Raw genomic sequence first — 15,141 nt, forward strand, 5'->3', positions numbered from 1 at the left:
TAATACCTCTCTTTCTTCTTGTTGTTTCCTTATATATATTTATTTAAGGACAAACGTTTAGTTAAATATAGGCAATGTCACAATAATCATTAACGGGAATAAAATAATTAAATAGTTTAAAGAATAGATAAACATGATATTCGCCCATTTCAAATCATCCTTCATAAAGAAGCCTCTAAACCCTAATACAAGCCAACCAATATTAAGTAATACCGCAATAACAACAAAAGTCGTTCCCAGTGATGCAAGTAAAAATGGTAGGGGAAGTAGACAGGCAGTATAAACTACAATTTGGCGTTTTGTAAATTCAAAACCGTGCACGACAGGTAACATTGGTATTCCAGCCGCTCGGTAATCTTCGGTTTTTTTCATTGCTAAAGCAAGAAAATGCGGTGTTTGCCAGATAAACATAATTAAAAACATAACAGTAGGAACAATATGCAGCGAAGGATCAAATGCTGCCCAACCGATTAGTGGCGGCATAGCACCTGAAATACTTCCGATTGCCGTGTTTAATGTATAACGACGCTTTGACCACATTGTATACAATACGACATAAACAAACCATCCTATAAAAGCAAAAAGTGCAGCTAATAGTGTTGTAAACAATAACATAATTAATCCTACCGCAGTCGTTACAAGCCCAGCAATTAACGCTGTTTTCAAAGATATAAATCCAGTAACCGTCGGTCGTTTCTTAGTTCTATTCATTTTAGGATCAATGTCTGCATCATACCAATTATTGATAATACAGCCACCAGCAATAACGAGCACACTACCAACCATTGTGAGTAAAAAAGTTCCCCAATGGGATATAAAGGAAGAGTTCGAAAAATGAACTGCTAACCAAAAACCGGCAAAGACAGTAATCATATTCGAGTTTACAATGCCTATTTTTATAAGCGCTTTTATTTCATTAAGAAACACTCCAATTTTTTCCTTGTTGGTCAATGCTGCATCGCCGATTATTTCAGAATACGATGTTTCCGCTTTATTCATTAATTTCCCCCCTTTAACCCCGACAAAAAGACACGTTAAATAACCAGAAGTCTTCTTCATTCCATGAATTCTGATTCTAAGTCTTATTGTATCACGGAATTAAATTACAATCTAATTAACTTATCAATTCACTAAATAGTTTACAACATAATTTCAATGTATATGTGACAATTAAGTGAATTTTTCATGGATCGTTACTACCACTTGAAAATATGTATAACCTCATTTTTTTAGGATGATAGCGAACATCCCTATACTATTTCTAGCAAACAACGTAAATTAATGCAAGCTTTTTTCTTATTTGCATAGTGAAAACGTATGTAAAACATGATACTATTACAATTGTGCGTATAAATAGTAGTTTCTAAGCTAATTTCGTTGCAATAAAAGTTAATCTGCTATTATGATTAATCTATTGAAAGTTTTTATAGTGCGCATTAAAAAGGTGAAAATGAAGGACCAAGAAGTTCAAGGCGGCTTAGTTCCCCAATATCGGGCTTACTTAGGATGTGTTGACTTCTGTGTCGCCCCAGGACGTGGGCGTTTTTAAGTAGAAGCCATCGCCATCGAGCTTCTCGCGTGTGTTATGGTGACTTTGATGTTCGACACAGAACGTGTTGGTGCGTAGTCGAAGGTCTCCTGCTCTCAATATGTCATTTTTACCAGACTTTTTGAACATCCTATTATAGTTTTTAATCATTAGAAGTGAGGCTGTTGAGTGTATGATTAAATTTTTACGAACCTTATCATTAATTGCAACAATTTTAATGCTTTTTCTTCTATTAGGAGGAGCATTAGTTACAAAGACCGGATCAGCGGATGGTTGTGGAGATAGCTGGCCGCTTTGTGAAGGTGAATTAATACCCTCTGAATTCACTTTTGAAATGGTAATTGAATTAAGCCATCGAGCTGTTTCTGGAGTAGCTGGGATCGTTGTATTAACGCTTGCAATTTTATCTTGGATTAAAATTGGTCATGTTCGAGAAGTAAAATTCCTAGCATTTTCTTCTGTTTTCTTTATTGTCCTGCAAGCTTTAATTGGTGCAGCAGCTGTTGTTTGGGGACAGTCAGATTTTGTTCTCGCTGCCCATTTTGGAATATCTTTAGTATCGTTTGCAGCAGTCTTTCTGCTTATGCTGCTAATTTTTGAATTAGATAAGAAATTACATACCGAGTCGCTATTCATTAAAAAAAGTCATCGTTTGCATATTTACGCACTATCCATTTATACAATGATTGTTGTGTATACAGGTGCACTAGTACGGCATACTGAATCAAATCTTGTTTGTGGTGACTGGCCATTTTGTACGAACACCTCCCCCCTCTCGTTTTCTGATTATGATTTTAATCAGTGGGTACAAATGGGACACCGATTTGCAGCAGGGATACTATTTATCTGGACGTTTATCCTGATGCTTAATATGATTAAAAACTACCGTTTCAACAATGTAATGTATTGGGGATGGATTATTACTTTCTTTTTGATTTTCCTGCAGGTTCTATTTGGAGCATTGATTATATTTACTTTACTTAATCTTGGCGTAGCACTTATGCACGCATTAGTGATCTCCTGCTACTTTGGAATGCTTAGTTATTTCATCCTACTTTCTAATAGAAGTGCTAAAAAAGAAAAAACAGGAATGGCTAAATAGCCATCCCTGTTTTTTCTTTTTTCTAGTAACATTTGAGATCTTTTCTGCTGAATTGCATCAAAGGGTCTATAAAACAATTAAAAGCTAGTGGAGAGTCTCCGATTATAATAATTTCATTAAATCAGAGACACACTACCATTCAAATATTATTCAAACTCAATTAACAAATCATTCACTTCAATTGATTCTCCAGCATCTACATGAATCGCCTTGATGACACCTGCATACGGAGCTTGAATAGTTGTTTCCATTTTCATTGCCTCCGTTGTTAAAATGTGTTCACCTTTTTCAACTGAATCTCCCTTTGAACAATTAACTGCAAGTACAGTTCCTGGCATTGTCGCACCAATTTGCTTTTCATTTGATTTATCGACTTTTGGTCTTGTTGAAAGCAAGGACTCAACACTGTTATCTCTTACTCTGATTTCACGCGATTGTCCATTTAATTCAAAATAGAAAACTCGTGTACCATCATCTTTAGGTTCAGAAATAGAAACAAGTTTCACAATTAAGGTTTTTCCCTTTTCTATCTCTACTTCAATTTCTTCACCTAAGTTCATTCCGTAGAAGAACGTAGGTGTATCTAACACAGACATATCTCCATAGTTTTCACAGAAATTATGATAATCCATAAACACTTTTGGATATAATGCATAGGCAATCAAATCAAAGCTAGTTACTTGTCGATCCAAAGATTTAAATAGTTCGTCTCTTAAGCCCTCAAAATCAATTGATTCTAATAATTCCCCAGGTCGAACCGTAATTGCTTTTCTCCCCTTAAGAATAATCTCCTGCAATTTTTCTGGGAAGCCTTGATATGGCTGACCAATATACCCTTGCGCAAACTCAATAACAGAATCCGGGAAATCAATTGAATGTCCTTTTTCATAAATATCTGCTTCGGATAAATTGTTCTGTACCATAAATAATGTCATATCACCAATTACTTTTGAAGATGGTGTTACTTTTACAATGTCTCCAAACATGTCATTAACTTTGCGGAACATTGTTTTGACTTCATTCCAACGATTTCCAAGTCCAACAGCCTTCGCTTGCTGTTTTAGATTACTGTATTGTCCTCCAGGCATTTCATGGAAATAAATTTCTGTATGTGGTGCTTTCATTCCACTTTCAAAATCCTGATAGTATTCTCTAATGCCTTCCCAATAATGTGAGATTTCTTCATATGCATTAATATCAACCTGTGGCCCGCGTGCGCTTCCTTCTAGTGCATGATAAAGTGTCTGCGCACTAGGTTGTGAAGTTAATCCCGACATCGAACCAGTAGCAACATCGACCACATCTACTCCTGCATCGATTGCTCTAGCATACGTATAAACACCGTTTCCACTCGTATCATGTGTATGAAGGTGGATTGGAAGATCGATCGTTTCTTTAAGGCTAGATATCAACTGATAGGCTGCTTCTGGTTTTAACAATCCAGCCATATCTTTAATCCCTAAAATATGGGCACCAGATTGTTCCAGCTCTTTCGCCATGTTTTTGTAGTAATTAATATCATATTTTTCCCGACCTTTATCGAGTATATCGCCAGTATAACAAATTGTCGCCTCTGCAATTTTGTTATTTTCACGAACCGATTCAATTGCCAGCTTCATTCCCTCAACCCAATTCAAGCTATCGAAAATACGGAAAACATCAATACCTGCATTGGAACTCTTCTCTACAAATTCGCGAATTAAATTATCTGGATAGTTTTTATACCCTACAGCATTGCTCGAACGTAATAGCATTTGGAATAGTACATTTGGCATTTTCTCACGTAGAGCGAGTAGTCTAGTCCATGGATCTTCTTTTAGGAAACGGTATGCTACATCGAACGTAGCTCCGCCCCACATCTCGACAGAAAAGAGATTTGGTAATAAACGCGCAGTCGGTTCAGCAATATGCAGCAAGTCCGTCGTTCTAATCCTTGTTGCAAGTAGTGATTGGTGGGCATCACGGAATGTAGTATCTGTTAATAATACTTCCTTCTGATCCTTCAACCACTGTGCTAACCCTTCTGGGCCTTTTTCATCTAAAATTTGTTTCGTTCCAGCAGGGATTTCTTGATGAGAATCTACTTCTGGAATAAGTAATGGCGAAAATTCAGGCTTTTTCTTTTTCGTAATCCCCTCTGCCCCATTGAGCGTTGTATTCGCAATATAGGTAAGCATCTTTGTGCCACGGTCTTTACGTTTCGGAAAGACGAATAGCTCTGGTGTATTATCAATAAATGTTGTGTCATATTGACCAGACATGAATTTCTCATGCAAAATTACATTTTCCAAGAAATGGATATTCGTTTTAATACCACGAATTCGGAATTCCTTTAAATTTCGCACCATTTTAATTGCAGCTTGCTCAAAGGTCAATGCCCACGTTGAAACTTTAACTAGTAAAGAATCATAATGCGGTGATATGACTGCACCTTGATAGGCATTTCCAGCATCTAGCCGTACACCAAAACCTCCACCACTACGGTATGCATTAATTCTACCCGTATCTGGCATAAAGTTATTCAGTGGATCCTCTGTCGTAATCCTGGACTGGATTGCATAACCGTGAATTGTAATTTCTTCTTGTGCTGGTACTCCAACAGATTCATCATGCAGGCTGTATCCGTCTGCCACTTTAATTTGTGTTTGAACAACGTCAATACCAGTAATCATTTCTGTGATAGTATGTTCTACCTGTACACGGGGGTTAACTTCAATAAAATAAAAATCATCATTCGTAACAAGGAATTCAACAGTTCCAGCATTTATGTAACCTACATTTTTCATCAAGTCAACTGCAGCATTACAAATGCGTTCTCGTAAGTCATCTGAAAGAGACAAACTTGGCGCAACTTCGATTACTTTTTGATGTCTGCGCTGTACAGAACAATCTCTTTCATGAAGATGAACAATATTTCCATGCTGATCTCCAAGGATTTGTACTTCGATATGTTTAGGATTTTCAATGAATTTCTCTACATATATTTCATCATTCCCAAAAGCAGCTTTTGCTTCGGACTTAGCACGATCGTATGCCTCGCGGACTTCATTTGCATCACGAACAATTCGCATACCACGTCCACCACCGCCTAATGATGCTTTAATGATAATTGGATATCCGTGTTCCTCTCCAAAAGCTTCAACATCTCGGACAGTTGCTATAGCACCGCCACTACCAGGAATAATCGGTAGATTCGCTATCTCCGCTTGCTCTCTTGCTTTTACTTTATCTCCAAACATGTTTAAATGTTCGCTAGTAGGTCCAATAAAGATAATTCCCTCTTCTTCACAACGTCTTGCAAAGTTAATATTTTCCGATAAAAAACCATAGCCAGGATGAATCGCATCAACTTGTACTTCTTTTGCAAGATCAATAATTCCTTCAATATCTAAGTAAGCATCGATTGGCTTTTTTCCTTTACCGATTAAATATGCTTCATCTGCTTTAAAACGATGAAAGGACGCGGAATCTTCATTCGAATAAACCGCTACAGTACGGATGTTTAGTTCTGTGCAAGCCCGAAACACCCGAATTGCAATCTCTCCTCGGTTAGCAACCAGTACTTTTTTGATCTGTTTTAATTCTGCCATCTTCTATCACTCCTGTTATAATTAATCGTTTTTCTTTCTACATTCGACTTCTCTTTTGTTCCATCAATTTCTTGCTTCTTAACAGCACTTGCAATATTGTTAAGAATTCCCATTGAGATTAACATGATGAGAAGTGATGAGCCTCCATAACTAACAAACGGAAGTGGTACACCGGTAATCGGTAGCAGTCCACTAATAGATCCAAGGTTAATAAATGTTTGAATTCCAACCATGGAAGAAATTCCTAATGCTAGTAATGCTCCGAAACTATCATTGCATTTTCTAGCTATAAAAATACCACGCAATACAATGATTGCTAGCATTCCTAACACAATAAGTACGCCAATAAAACCTAGCTCTTCTGCTACAATCGCCATAATGAAATCCGTATGAGCTTCCACCAGATAGCCTAACTTTTGTACGCTTTGACCTAGTCCTTCCCCAGTTAATCCCCCAACACCAATTGCTACATAGGATTGGATTAATTGATACCCATCAGAATCTGGTGTTGCAAAAGGCTGGTAAGCTCCTGTAAATCGAGACAACCTTTCATCAGTCACTAAAAAAGGCACTGCTAATATAGCTAATCCAACACCGATAGCGATTAAGATTGATAAGTGCTTTAATCGTATTCCTGAACTAAATATAACAGTACAAGCAATCAAGAAAATAATCGATGCGGTTCCGATATCTGGTTGAAGAACAATTAATCCTAAAATAATCCCTGTAAGTATAAGCGGTGGTAATACACCTGTATTAAACTGACTTATGTATGCTTGTTTCTTCGAATAGATGGAAGCCAAATACATAATCAGACCGAGCTTCGCAAATTCAGCCGGCTGCATACTAGCTGGACCAATCTGGAACCATGATTTCGCGTTATTTACGGAATTTCCGAAAATAAGCACAGCAACAAGCAAGATTACAATAAACAAAATAATAAACTTCATTAGCTTCTGATAGTATTTGTATGGAAATATACTACAGATGATAAAACCTATCATTCCGACTACAAACCAAATCGATTGACGTATTAAATAATGGGTACTTTCATTTCCTTCCACAACAGCTGTCACCATACTCGCGCTATAAATCATAACAATTCCAAACCCAGCTAATAGTATTGGTGTAATCATTAAGGTAAAATCGTAGTCTTTTAATCTCTTAAGCATCCTACTTCTCCCAACCATATGTTTTTTAAGAGGTTGTTCAAAAAGTTCGGTAAAAATGACACATCAAGATCGGAGGAACATCGACTAACTAACTTCTGACACTTCCTGTGTCGAAAGTCGAGTCAACAAACCCTGCGGATTCCAGGTCTTGCGCCGCCTCGAACTTCTCGGTCCTTTTATCCTCTTTTTTCAAACACGAACTTTAAGTATCGATGAAAAGAAATTTAAATAACTATAACACATTTTTGTAAGTCGCGTCTTCTAAATTGTTATTATTTTTTCAAATTCACCTATAAATTCCTATTTAAATTCCTTTATATTCCTTACAATTAAACAAAAAAACCTTGCCGCTTACTTACTGGCAAAGTTTTGCTTTGTCACATCACATCATTAAGCCAATACAATGGACTGCTTAATCAAACCGAATTTTGTGAAGCTTCATGCAATATATTAAGCTTCTTCTCAAGATTTTCAAGAAGTGCTCTTCCTTCGTTCTCGCTGATTAAGTCTAGACGCACAGCAAAATCAATTTCCCTCGAGAGACCAAACATTTGCGTGTCCAAAACATCTTCGTAGACTGGACATTGTGGCATCGTTAAATTCTCTATTTGAACTTCAATTAGTCGTAATATGTTGTCAGCGTCAGCCTTAAGAAGGGCATGGGCTTTTTCACGGTGATCAATAGTCGCCTCTGGCATCAATAAAATCCCCTCCGTTAGAAAGACTTCTTTGTATATTATATTAGCGTTAGCTACAAGAAAATGCAAACAAAAGCGTAAAATTTTTATAAAAAATAATTCTTTACAGGTGAAATATTTGTTTATGTCTGCTATTCTTGATGAAGATACAGAATTAGGGGTGAAATAATGATTGTACCGATTATGGGAAACGTTTTCTATTCCATCACTTTAGATCCTACCGTATGGATTTTCGATGATAGAAAAATATTGCTGAGCGACGCTTTTTCCGACAAGGGCAGGAATTCGGAAGAAGTTGATGATTTAGAATTAGCATCTCAACGATTCAACCGAGAAGTTTTTGATGTTAAAATGAATCGTCCTCCTGTAAACAGGAGTATCTCAAAATTAGAAGGAGAAACAATTTTAAAAAATTCCTATGTCATGCCATTGCATGATTTCATAAAAAATGCAGAAGTTAAAGCCAGTGCAACGCACGCTATTTTAGTATCAGATGAGGTAGAAACGGAAATATCAATAGCTGACCTCGAAAATGGCTACTTTCTTTTTGCGATTGACGGAAAACCAATTAAAGAAAATGGTCCTGTTCACTTTTTCTACCAAGATGGATCAAATAAAGACAAGCCAATAACCAATATAAAACAAATTATCATTCACTAAAAATCTGCATGCATTGCAGATTTTTTTCATTAGAAAAAATCGTATTCGCCAAGTTCTTGCGATAGTTGCATATACGCAGTAAGAAAGTTTTATACTTACTTTCCTGCCAACCAATATAATTATATCCTTCACTGTATATTTTCATTTATTCTAACCAAAATAAGGGCATCAGCTACTATAATTAGGAGGAATGCTGAATGAAGCCGCATTTTACATTATTATTTTTGGTTGGAATTATACTCCTGGCAGCTTGTGGACAACAGGAGGATCCCCCATTGGCAGAAGAACAAGAAAACAATCAATTAGTCCAAGTTAAAAACTCAGACCCAACAAAACTTGAAGATTTAAGCAATACCGAAATTGCAAATCATCTAGCCAATGTAGCTAGCGATGTTCCAAGTGTGGATGATGCTGCTGCAATTGTCGCTGGTCCTTACACTGTGGTTGGGATTGATGTTGATAAAGATCTTGATCGATCACGGGTAGGAACAATTAAATATTCTGTTTCCGAAGCACTCTATCATGATCCATATGGAAAAACAGCTATCGTAGTAGCCGATGCTGATGTTATGGAGAGGATTAGGGGAATGGGAGACAAAATGGCACAAGGCCATCCTGTTCAAGGATTTGTAGATGAACTTGCAGCGATTGTAGGTCGCTATATGCCTGAATTTCCAATCATGAACAACCCACCTGCCGAACCAGACCAAAACAAAGAAATATTATCTGATGAAGAGCAACAAAAGCTGGATGATATCGAAGGTGAACAATCTAATCACCATGACAATCGTGCAGAATAAAACCCAGGCTTCTTATAGAAGCCTGGGTTACCTTATATCTCTTCTTGGTTACGTGAAGTGTTTTCTTCTTTCTTTTCATTGTAATACTGTACACCAAACTGTGATCCTTCTGATACCATTTTGGAATTTTCTAGCTGCTCCAAATCTTTCTCCTCTAATTGATCCGGTACACCTGAGCTTTCAAATGTATGATCATGATCATCCGAATGCGAATTTTGTTTAAACTTCGATGCAACAACGTTTGCAGCCTCTTTAATTTTATTACGATTTTGTTCATCCTTTAAATAGTAACCTGCTACTCCTGCACCTAGTGCTCCTACTGCTGATAATACATATCTTTTTTTCATGAAATCTTCCTTTCATTTTAAATAGATATTGTTAAGTTTATACTTATCTTCCCCCGAATAGTTCTTATCAAACATAAAAGATCTCCTACTAAAGTGAATATCTTGTGATATACTACTTACAAGAAGTTTTTAAATACAGATTATTTTTTGAAGTAAGAGGTGAAAGAATGCAAGTAAAGTGCTCTCTTTGTGATAAAGTGGAAGAAATTGAAGATTATTGCCTTCAAGCAAAACGACTAAGAAACAGAAGAATATATATGTATCTGTGTAATAGTTGCTATGGCCGAATTGAGGTTAAAACTAACGAAAGACTTTCTACAGGAAATTTTAGACTTTATCGCGAAAATAAAAAAGTGGACCAGTACTTGTAGTCTATTTCCAATTTTTTAAAGTTTATCGTTTCCTCTAATAAAAAAACGCCAAAATTGGCGTTTTTTATTTATTATCTGCTTTTCTCTGGTAATGAAGTCTAATTCTATATACTGCCAATATAAAAATAATAACGATAAGGCTTTCAATTGTTGGCATACGCATTACAGTAGTAAATATTGTTAATATATAGGTTCCAATTAACAATAAAATATAAACAAAAAGCTTTTTTAGCGGTGACAATTTACGAGCAAACCCAAGTTCATAAGCAATTGCACAAAGAATAAAATTCATTACATAAAATATCCAAAATATATTCTCTACACCATTTTTTTCTACTACAAAATCAAATACAAACCTAAAGCCATCCATATGTATCCCCCAATATTCACTAAGCTCTTCTATTATCATACTAAATCTTTTATATTCCTGCCACTAACAAGCGTAAGGTCATATTTTAATTTATATTTGTACAGCACGAAAAATAGTATTCTCTATTAGTCTAACTTTTTTTGAAGAAAACGTTTTTTTCATATATACTATTTATTGAAATAGAGGTGCTTAAATGAAGAATATTAATGTTCCTATGCTTTTATTAGCTATTCTTGTTGTTGCGATGTTCTTTCTTGTTGGACTCGCTATCGCTTTCCGCAATATTTGGTTTATTTTATTATTCCTAATACTCGGATTTGCAATTTTCGGTTATGGTTTATCATTAAAGAAAAGAAGAAAGTGACGAAAATCCCGTCACTTTCTTCCATTTCGGATAAAGGTTATTATTTCGTCCTTCAAGATCGGATTACAAGTAAGTATCGATGTTTTTTCAAGCATATTCACTTCATTTCCATCTATATCACTCGTCACACCGCCAACTTCATTCACAATGACAATACCAGCTGCTACATCCCACGGCGCGAGTCCGATGGATAAATATCCGTTTTCAATTCCTTCTGCCGTATAAGCAAACTCTAATGCAGCAGATCCATACGTTCTCGTGCCTCGTACTTTCTTCACAAAATTCTGCATCGTTTTTTCATCTATAAGTCTATTCTCACACAACCAAAAATGGTTCATTCCTATAATTGCATTTGTTAATTTAACATCTGAAGTAAGCTGAGGTAACTGCTGATTATTTTTGTAAGCTCCTTCGCCCTTTTTCGCATGGTACAGCACATCTGACATCACATCATAAATAATTCCGATTTCACCAATACCATCTTGGTATACGCCAACAGATATTGCAAAGTTTCTTCTTTGATGAACAAAGTTCATGGTGCCGTCAATTGGATCAATAATCCAAATTGTTCCATCAAGAGATGTAACGGAATCACCATAGCCCTCTTCTCCAATAATAAAATGATTGCTATATTTTTCCTTTATGTTCTGAACAAAGAACGCTTCTATACGTTTGTCCAATACCGTAACAAGATCATTTGGATTTGATTTCGTTTCAATGTTCAATGGAGCATTCATTTCATCTCGAATGATCGTCCCTGCTTCCAACACCCATTTTACAGCTTGATCATATATGTCATTGCGAATCGCTTTATCCATATGTACGCCCTCCACTATTATGATTATAATTCCAATTGTAACAAAATGAAGGGACCCCGTCATTGTATATGAATGACCCCAATATGTATTCGAGTATTTCCTAATGCTTCCAATACATATTGGGGTCAGTTATTAAGCGTGCTCATTTTCAATTTGTAACATCTGTTTCCTTAAATCCTCTAGACGTTCCTTAGCTTTAATAATTGAAACTTTATCATTAGCTTGCATCGCATCATAAAGCGTTACCAGCTCATAATCAATCTCCATTCGGATAACAGGCAGTCGCTCTTCAGCCTCTTTTCTCCTTAACGCTTCCATAACATATTTCAACTTCGCCACTTCCTTTCTCAGAGCTTGTTTTATCAGTTTCATGTGTTTTCTTTATTTTATGACTTGGAAATTATATTGTTCATAGCTTTTCTGAAATTAATGATTATTTTTATTATCATTTCCCGTTTTTAGCCTTTTTAAACATAACTGAGAATTTCAGTTCTCTTTAAAGCCTGATCACATAGGGTTGAAACTTAACATTTAAAGCTTTCACACCATATTGCCAATGTTTTCTGTTACAGAATCAATAAGTATGTATAACTTGACTTACAACCTTCTATATTTAATAATAATTATTATAAATAACATGCATGAAGGAAGGAATGAAACTTTTGACTTTTCAAGGATTTAGACGTGAAGATTTTGAAACATTTACGATAGATGGTCTTGATGAAAGAATGGAAGCAATCCAAACAAGAATTCAGCCGAAGTTCCAAGAAATCGGATCTGAACTCGCTGACTATGTAGCAGCACAATTAGGAAATGAAATGTATTTACATATTGCTAAACACGCAAGGAGAACCGTAAATCCCCCAAAGGATACCTGGCTGGCAATAGCAGATAATAAACGAGGATACAAAAAACACCCACACTTTCAAATAGGTTTGTTTGATGATCATCTATTTATGTGGCTAGCACTAATTTACGAATTACCAAATAAACAAGAAATTGCGAAATCGTTTATTTCAGCATTTGATAAAATTAAACAGCTTCCAGACAATTTCGTTGTTTCTTTAGATCATATGAGCAAAGATTCCATAACGCTTCAGGATTTGGAGATGAAACATCTCGAACGCTTTAGAGATGTAAAAAAAGCGGAGTTTTTAATCGGAATTCATGTTCCATCTGAAAGTGATTTAGCTGCAAATGGAGGAGATTTAGTCGATACAGCGAAACGAACCTTTCATACCTTACTCCCATTTTATCAATTAGCACTACAATCTCGTAACTAGCTGATCTTATCCGTTACAAAAACCTTAAGAAAAAAAGACCTTATTCACCTGTATGTGAATAAGGTCTTTGCTTTTCTAAACGGTAATACCAGCATTATTACATTTTAATAAAGTCGTCGGCTGAATCTCTCGCTTTTTTGACAGTATGGTAACACGAATAGCCTGATGAGTCTGCGAATGCTGTAAACAGCTTCTTTTCCTCGCTTTTTGAAGGTACGATCTGTTTAAATCTACGATACAGCAATAGAATTTCTTCGCGACTTACTTTTTTTTCGTAAGCTTTTTCCACAAGTGAATAAAAATTCACAACATCTATGATCTCTTCCGTTGACCACGTCTCATCTATCGGGTACTCATAACTCATTATTCTTATTCACCTCATTATACCTTTTGTGCATATAGACCTATATCAATAAGTTTTTCCGTGATACTTATTATAATACATATCTACTTCTATTTGGTAAACGGGAATTAATTAACCTGTTCGTTTATCTTTTCCCTGTATATGCAAAAAAATAAGCTACACTATATAATGTAGCTTAGCCTATAATTGTATTATTTTTTATCACAAGTAGGACATGTACCGTAAAGAGTTGTTACTTTTTCATCTTCGTAATCTTCAATAACTTGTTGGCAATCTTGACAAATTATTGTACCCATTAAGTCATCCCCTTTTCCAACTTTATTGATAACATATTCATATTATAATATGACACATTATAAGAGTCAATAGTTAATTAGTATAACATATTTAGAGATATCCCATAGAATAAGAGGACTTATTGCTATTCCTTCTAAAATTCATAAAAAAAAACACAACCATATGTATGAAGGCTTATGGTTGTGTCCATTATACGTTAAATCTGAACTTCTCATGATTGAATTCAGTAAGGTTTTTAACTGGTTTATTAATTACCCTTCATTTTGTTTCGATAAGTGTTGGGTCAACTATCTCGTACCCTTTTTCCCTTAAGCCTTCGACAATGCTCGGTAAGCTTTGAGCTGTCCATTCCCGATCATGCATGAGTAAATTCGCTCCCGGTTTCAATAATGAATACGGTACATCCACCTCTGGCCCTTCTCCTGAAATCATTGCTTCCGTAAGCTTTTCCGCATTCATATAAGGCTCGAAATAATCATAGCCGTACGTCCAGTTCATTACTGTCATACCGTCTTCTTCGGCAACTTGAATTGAATATTCTGTATTAGCACCGTGCGGGGCTCGGAAGAATAACGGACGTTCACCAATAATCTCTTCTATACGATCACTTAGACTTATAATCTCCTCTTTCTGTTCTTCTTCAGATATCTCTGGTAATGTTGCATGTGTAAACGTATGATTTCCAATCATAAAGCCCATTTCATGAATTTCTTTGAGCATTTCCTCTTCTTCAGGTGTATCAATAAAATGTCCATTTACAAAGAAGATCGCCCCAGCATCTAATTCTTTTAATGTTTTGGCCATTTCAACAGCATACTTATCAGGCGCATCATCAATTGTCAACAAGACAACATCTTCATTCGTTTCTGCTTCTATTGGAATTACTGACCAATTTTCCGAAATTGTATACTGGGCTTCAATAGAAGGCTCGTCCGTAGCCTTCTCTTCTTCAGATTCTTCTTCCTTCACCTCATCCTCACCTTGTTTTTCGTTCTCTGCTGTCTGATTCTGCTCTTCATTTTCTCCATTTGCAGATGGTGATTTTCCCTGACTCGTCGTTTCTGTATCGCTTGCACAGGCTGATAGAATTGCAAAACCAATAACAAGGATAAAGAATGTAATACGTTTCATATGTAGAACCTCCTCCTAGCTGTAAGAATAGATTACTAGATTTAGTATAAAGCATTCGTGAAACAACTGTCATTTCCGATCGAAAAATATTCCTGTACAAACCAAATAGGAAATGACTTCACGATATACCAATATAATCCACTTCTATTATATACCCCAAACAATGTTGCTTCATGTTTACAATTTCCGACAATAGATTTTCATTTTAATAACAGTTCGATAACA

Annotated in this window: 17 protein-coding genes; 6 read left to right on the forward strand and 11 right to left on the reverse strand. The window is 35.8% G+C overall.

Annotation, left to right across the window (positions count from 1 at the left end; genetic code table 11):
• Nucleotides 1-57: 57 nt before the first annotated feature.
• Nucleotides 58-999 (reverse strand): heme o synthase, encoded by a 942-nt coding sequence (gene cyoE, locus MHH64_RS15855; protein ID WP_340002010.1) that lies wholly within the window; start codon nt 997-999, stop codon nt 58-60.
• A gap of 722 nt (nt 1,000-1,721) precedes the next feature.
• On the opposite strand from cyoE, the gene MHH64_RS15860 reads away from it, so the two are divergent.
• Entirely contained in the window at nt 1,722-2,651 is a 930-nt protein-coding gene (locus MHH64_RS15860) for a heme A synthase (protein ID WP_095308462.1), read from the forward strand.
• A 146-nt stretch (nt 2,652-2,797) separates the two neighbouring features.
• Here MHH64_RS15860 and pyc read toward each other — a convergent pair whose 3' ends face one another.
• The 3 genes from pyc to MHH64_RS15875 form a co-directional block, all read right to left on the reverse strand.
• On the reverse strand, nt 2,798-6,241 hold the full coding sequence (gene pyc, locus MHH64_RS15865) for a pyruvate carboxylase (RefSeq protein ID WP_118888972.1): 3,444 nt from the start codon (nt 6,239-6,241) through the stop codon (nt 2,798-2,800).
• Nucleotides 6,229-7,413 carry a putative lipid II flippase FtsW gene (gene ftsW, locus MHH64_RS15870; protein WP_095308459.1) on the reverse strand — a complete coding sequence of 395 codons (1,185 nt, stop codon included), beginning with the start codon at nt 7,411-7,413 and terminating at the stop codon, nt 6,229-6,231. The genes pyc and ftsW overlap by 13 nt, the downstream gene beginning before the upstream one ends.
• 416 nt (nt 7,414-7,829) lie before the next feature.
• Complete coding sequence (locus MHH64_RS15875; RefSeq protein WP_095308458.1) at nt 7,830-8,111, reverse strand: YlaN family protein; 282 nt, start codon at nt 8,109-8,111, stop codon at nt 7,830-7,832.
• A gap of 168 nt (nt 8,112-8,279) precedes the next feature.
• On the opposite strand from MHH64_RS15875, the gene MHH64_RS15880 reads away from it, so the two are divergent.
• Entirely contained in the window at nt 8,280-8,771 is a 492-nt protein-coding gene (locus MHH64_RS15880; RefSeq protein ID WP_095308457.1) for a hypothetical protein, read from the forward strand.
• A gap of 197 nt (nt 8,772-8,968) precedes the next feature.
• Nucleotides 8,969-9,571: a YhcN/YlaJ family sporulation lipoprotein gene (locus MHH64_RS15885; protein ID WP_095308456.1), complete on the forward strand. Its 603-nt coding sequence runs from the start codon at nt 8,969-8,971 to the stop codon at nt 9,569-9,571.
• A 32-nt stretch (nt 9,572-9,603) separates the two neighbouring features.
• Here the strand turns inward: MHH64_RS15885 and MHH64_RS15890 are convergent, their stop codons facing one another.
• On the reverse strand, nt 9,604-9,918 hold the full coding sequence (locus MHH64_RS15890) for a hypothetical protein (protein WP_118888974.1): 315 nt from the start codon (nt 9,916-9,918) through the stop codon (nt 9,604-9,606).
• A 167-nt stretch (nt 9,919-10,085) separates the two neighbouring features.
• Between MHH64_RS15890 and MHH64_RS15895 the strand changes: the two genes are divergently transcribed.
• On the forward strand, nt 10,086-10,289 hold the full coding sequence (locus tag MHH64_RS15895; protein WP_095308453.1) for a YlaI family protein: 204 nt from the start codon (nt 10,086-10,088) through the stop codon (nt 10,287-10,289).
• Between the two features lie 64 nt (nt 10,290-10,353).
• Here MHH64_RS15895 and MHH64_RS15900 read toward each other — a convergent pair whose 3' ends face one another.
• Nucleotides 10,354-10,659 carry a YlaH-like family protein gene (locus tag MHH64_RS15900; RefSeq protein WP_340002011.1) on the reverse strand — a complete coding sequence of 102 codons (306 nt, stop codon included), beginning with the start codon at nt 10,657-10,659 and terminating at the stop codon, nt 10,354-10,356.
• A 193-nt stretch (nt 10,660-10,852) separates the two neighbouring features.
• Here MHH64_RS15900 and MHH64_RS15905 point away from each other — a divergent pair, with 193 nt between their 5' ends.
• Nucleotides 10,853-11,023, forward strand: a complete 171-nt coding sequence (locus tag MHH64_RS15905; RefSeq protein WP_158586216.1) for a DUF5325 family protein — start codon at nt 10,853-10,855, stop codon at nt 11,021-11,023.
• Between the two features lie 11 nt (nt 11,024-11,034).
• On the opposite strand, the gene MHH64_RS15910 is transcribed toward MHH64_RS15905, so the two are convergent.
• Both MHH64_RS15910 and MHH64_RS15915 read right to left on the reverse strand, forming a co-directional pair.
• On the reverse strand, nt 11,035-11,841 hold the full coding sequence (locus MHH64_RS15910; RefSeq protein ID WP_095308447.1) for an inositol monophosphatase family protein: 807 nt from the start codon (nt 11,839-11,841) through the stop codon (nt 11,035-11,037).
• Between the two features lie 132 nt (nt 11,842-11,973).
• Nucleotides 11,974-12,171, reverse strand: coding sequence for a hypothetical protein (locus MHH64_RS15915; RefSeq protein WP_095308446.1), 198 nt, complete (start codon nt 12,169-12,171; stop codon nt 11,974-11,976).
• A gap of 332 nt (nt 12,172-12,503) precedes the next feature.
• Here MHH64_RS15915 and MHH64_RS15920 point away from each other — a divergent pair, with 332 nt between their 5' ends.
• Nucleotides 12,504-13,124: a DUF1054 domain-containing protein gene (locus MHH64_RS15920; RefSeq protein ID WP_118888976.1), complete on the forward strand. Its 621-nt coding sequence runs from the start codon at nt 12,504-12,506 to the stop codon at nt 13,122-13,124.
• 97 nt (nt 13,125-13,221) lie between these two features.
• Here MHH64_RS15920 and MHH64_RS15925 read toward each other — a convergent pair whose 3' ends face one another.
• From MHH64_RS15925 to MHH64_RS15935, 3 genes are all read right to left on the reverse strand, one after another.
• A complete protein-coding gene (locus MHH64_RS15925) occupies nt 13,222-13,488 on the reverse strand; it encodes a UPF0223 family protein (protein WP_118888977.1) in 267 nt (88 codons plus the stop codon).
• A 191-nt stretch (nt 13,489-13,679) separates the two neighbouring features.
• A complete protein-coding gene (locus MHH64_RS15930; RefSeq protein ID WP_095308443.1) occupies nt 13,680-13,784 on the reverse strand; it encodes a GapA-binding peptide SR1P in 105 nt (34 codons plus the stop codon).
• A 259-nt stretch (nt 13,785-14,043) separates the two neighbouring features.
• Nucleotides 14,044-14,916 carry a polysaccharide deacetylase family protein gene (locus tag MHH64_RS15935; protein ID WP_303448229.1) on the reverse strand — a complete coding sequence of 291 codons (873 nt, stop codon included), beginning with the start codon at nt 14,914-14,916 and terminating at the stop codon, nt 14,044-14,046.
• Between the last annotated feature and the right edge of the window lie 225 nt (nt 14,917-15,141).

The sequence above is a fragment of the Oceanobacillus sp. FSL K6-0127 genome (assembly GCF_037983385.1).
Taxonomy (GTDB): domain Bacteria; phylum Bacillota; class Bacilli; order Bacillales; family Amphibacillaceae; genus Oceanobacillus; species Oceanobacillus profundus.

What these genes read in the sequence shown, in the direction of transcription:
- MHH64_RS15930 (WP_095308443.1), bottom strand. Translation starts at nt 13,784, where the DNA reads ATGGGTACAATAATTTGTCAAGATTGCCAACAAGTTATTGAAGATTAC.
- MHH64_RS15890 (WP_118888974.1), bottom strand. Translation starts at nt 9,918, where the DNA reads ATGAAAAAAAGATATGTATTATCAGCAGTAGGAGCACTAGGTGCAGGA.
- pyc (WP_118888972.1), bottom strand. Translation starts at nt 6,241, where the DNA reads ATGGCAGAATTAAAACAGATCAAAAAAGTACTGGTTGCTAACCGAGGA.
- MHH64_RS15910 (WP_095308447.1), bottom strand. Translation starts at nt 11,841, where the DNA reads ATGGATAAAGCGATTCGCAATGACATATATGATCAAGCTGTAAAATGG.
- cyoE (WP_340002010.1), bottom strand. Translation starts at nt 999, where the DNA reads ATGAATAAAGCGGAAACATCGTATTCTGAAATAATCGGCGATGCAGCA.
- MHH64_RS15875 (WP_095308458.1), bottom strand. Translation starts at nt 8,111, where the DNA reads ATGCCAGAGGCGACTATTGATCACCGTGAAAAAGCCCATGCCCTTCTT.
- MHH64_RS15905 (WP_158586216.1), top strand. Translation starts at nt 10,853, where the DNA reads ATGAAGAATATTAATGTTCCTATGCTTTTATTAGCTATTCTTGTTGTT.
- MHH64_RS15925 (WP_118888977.1), bottom strand. Translation starts at nt 13,488, where the DNA reads ATGAGTTATGAGTACCCGATAGATGAGACGTGGTCAACGGAAGAGATC.
- ftsW (WP_095308459.1), bottom strand. Translation starts at nt 7,413, where the DNA reads ATGCTTAAGAGATTAAAAGACTACGATTTTACCTTAATGATTACACCA.
- MHH64_RS15880 (WP_095308457.1), top strand. Translation starts at nt 8,280, where the DNA reads ATGATTGTACCGATTATGGGAAACGTTTTCTATTCCATCACTTTAGAT.
- MHH64_RS15885 (WP_095308456.1), top strand. Translation starts at nt 8,969, where the DNA reads ATGAAGCCGCATTTTACATTATTATTTTTGGTTGGAATTATACTCCTG.
- MHH64_RS15895 (WP_095308453.1), top strand. Translation starts at nt 10,086, where the DNA reads ATGCAAGTAAAGTGCTCTCTTTGTGATAAAGTGGAAGAAATTGAAGAT.
- MHH64_RS15860 (WP_095308462.1), top strand. Translation starts at nt 1,722, where the DNA reads ATGATTAAATTTTTACGAACCTTATCATTAATTGCAACAATTTTAATG.
- MHH64_RS15935 (WP_303448229.1), bottom strand. Translation starts at nt 14,916, where the DNA reads ATGAAACGTATTACATTCTTTATCCTTGTTATTGGTTTTGCAATTCTA.
- MHH64_RS15900 (WP_340002011.1), bottom strand. Translation starts at nt 10,659, where the DNA reads ATGGATGGCTTTAGGTTTGTATTTGATTTTGTAGTAGAAAAAAATGGT.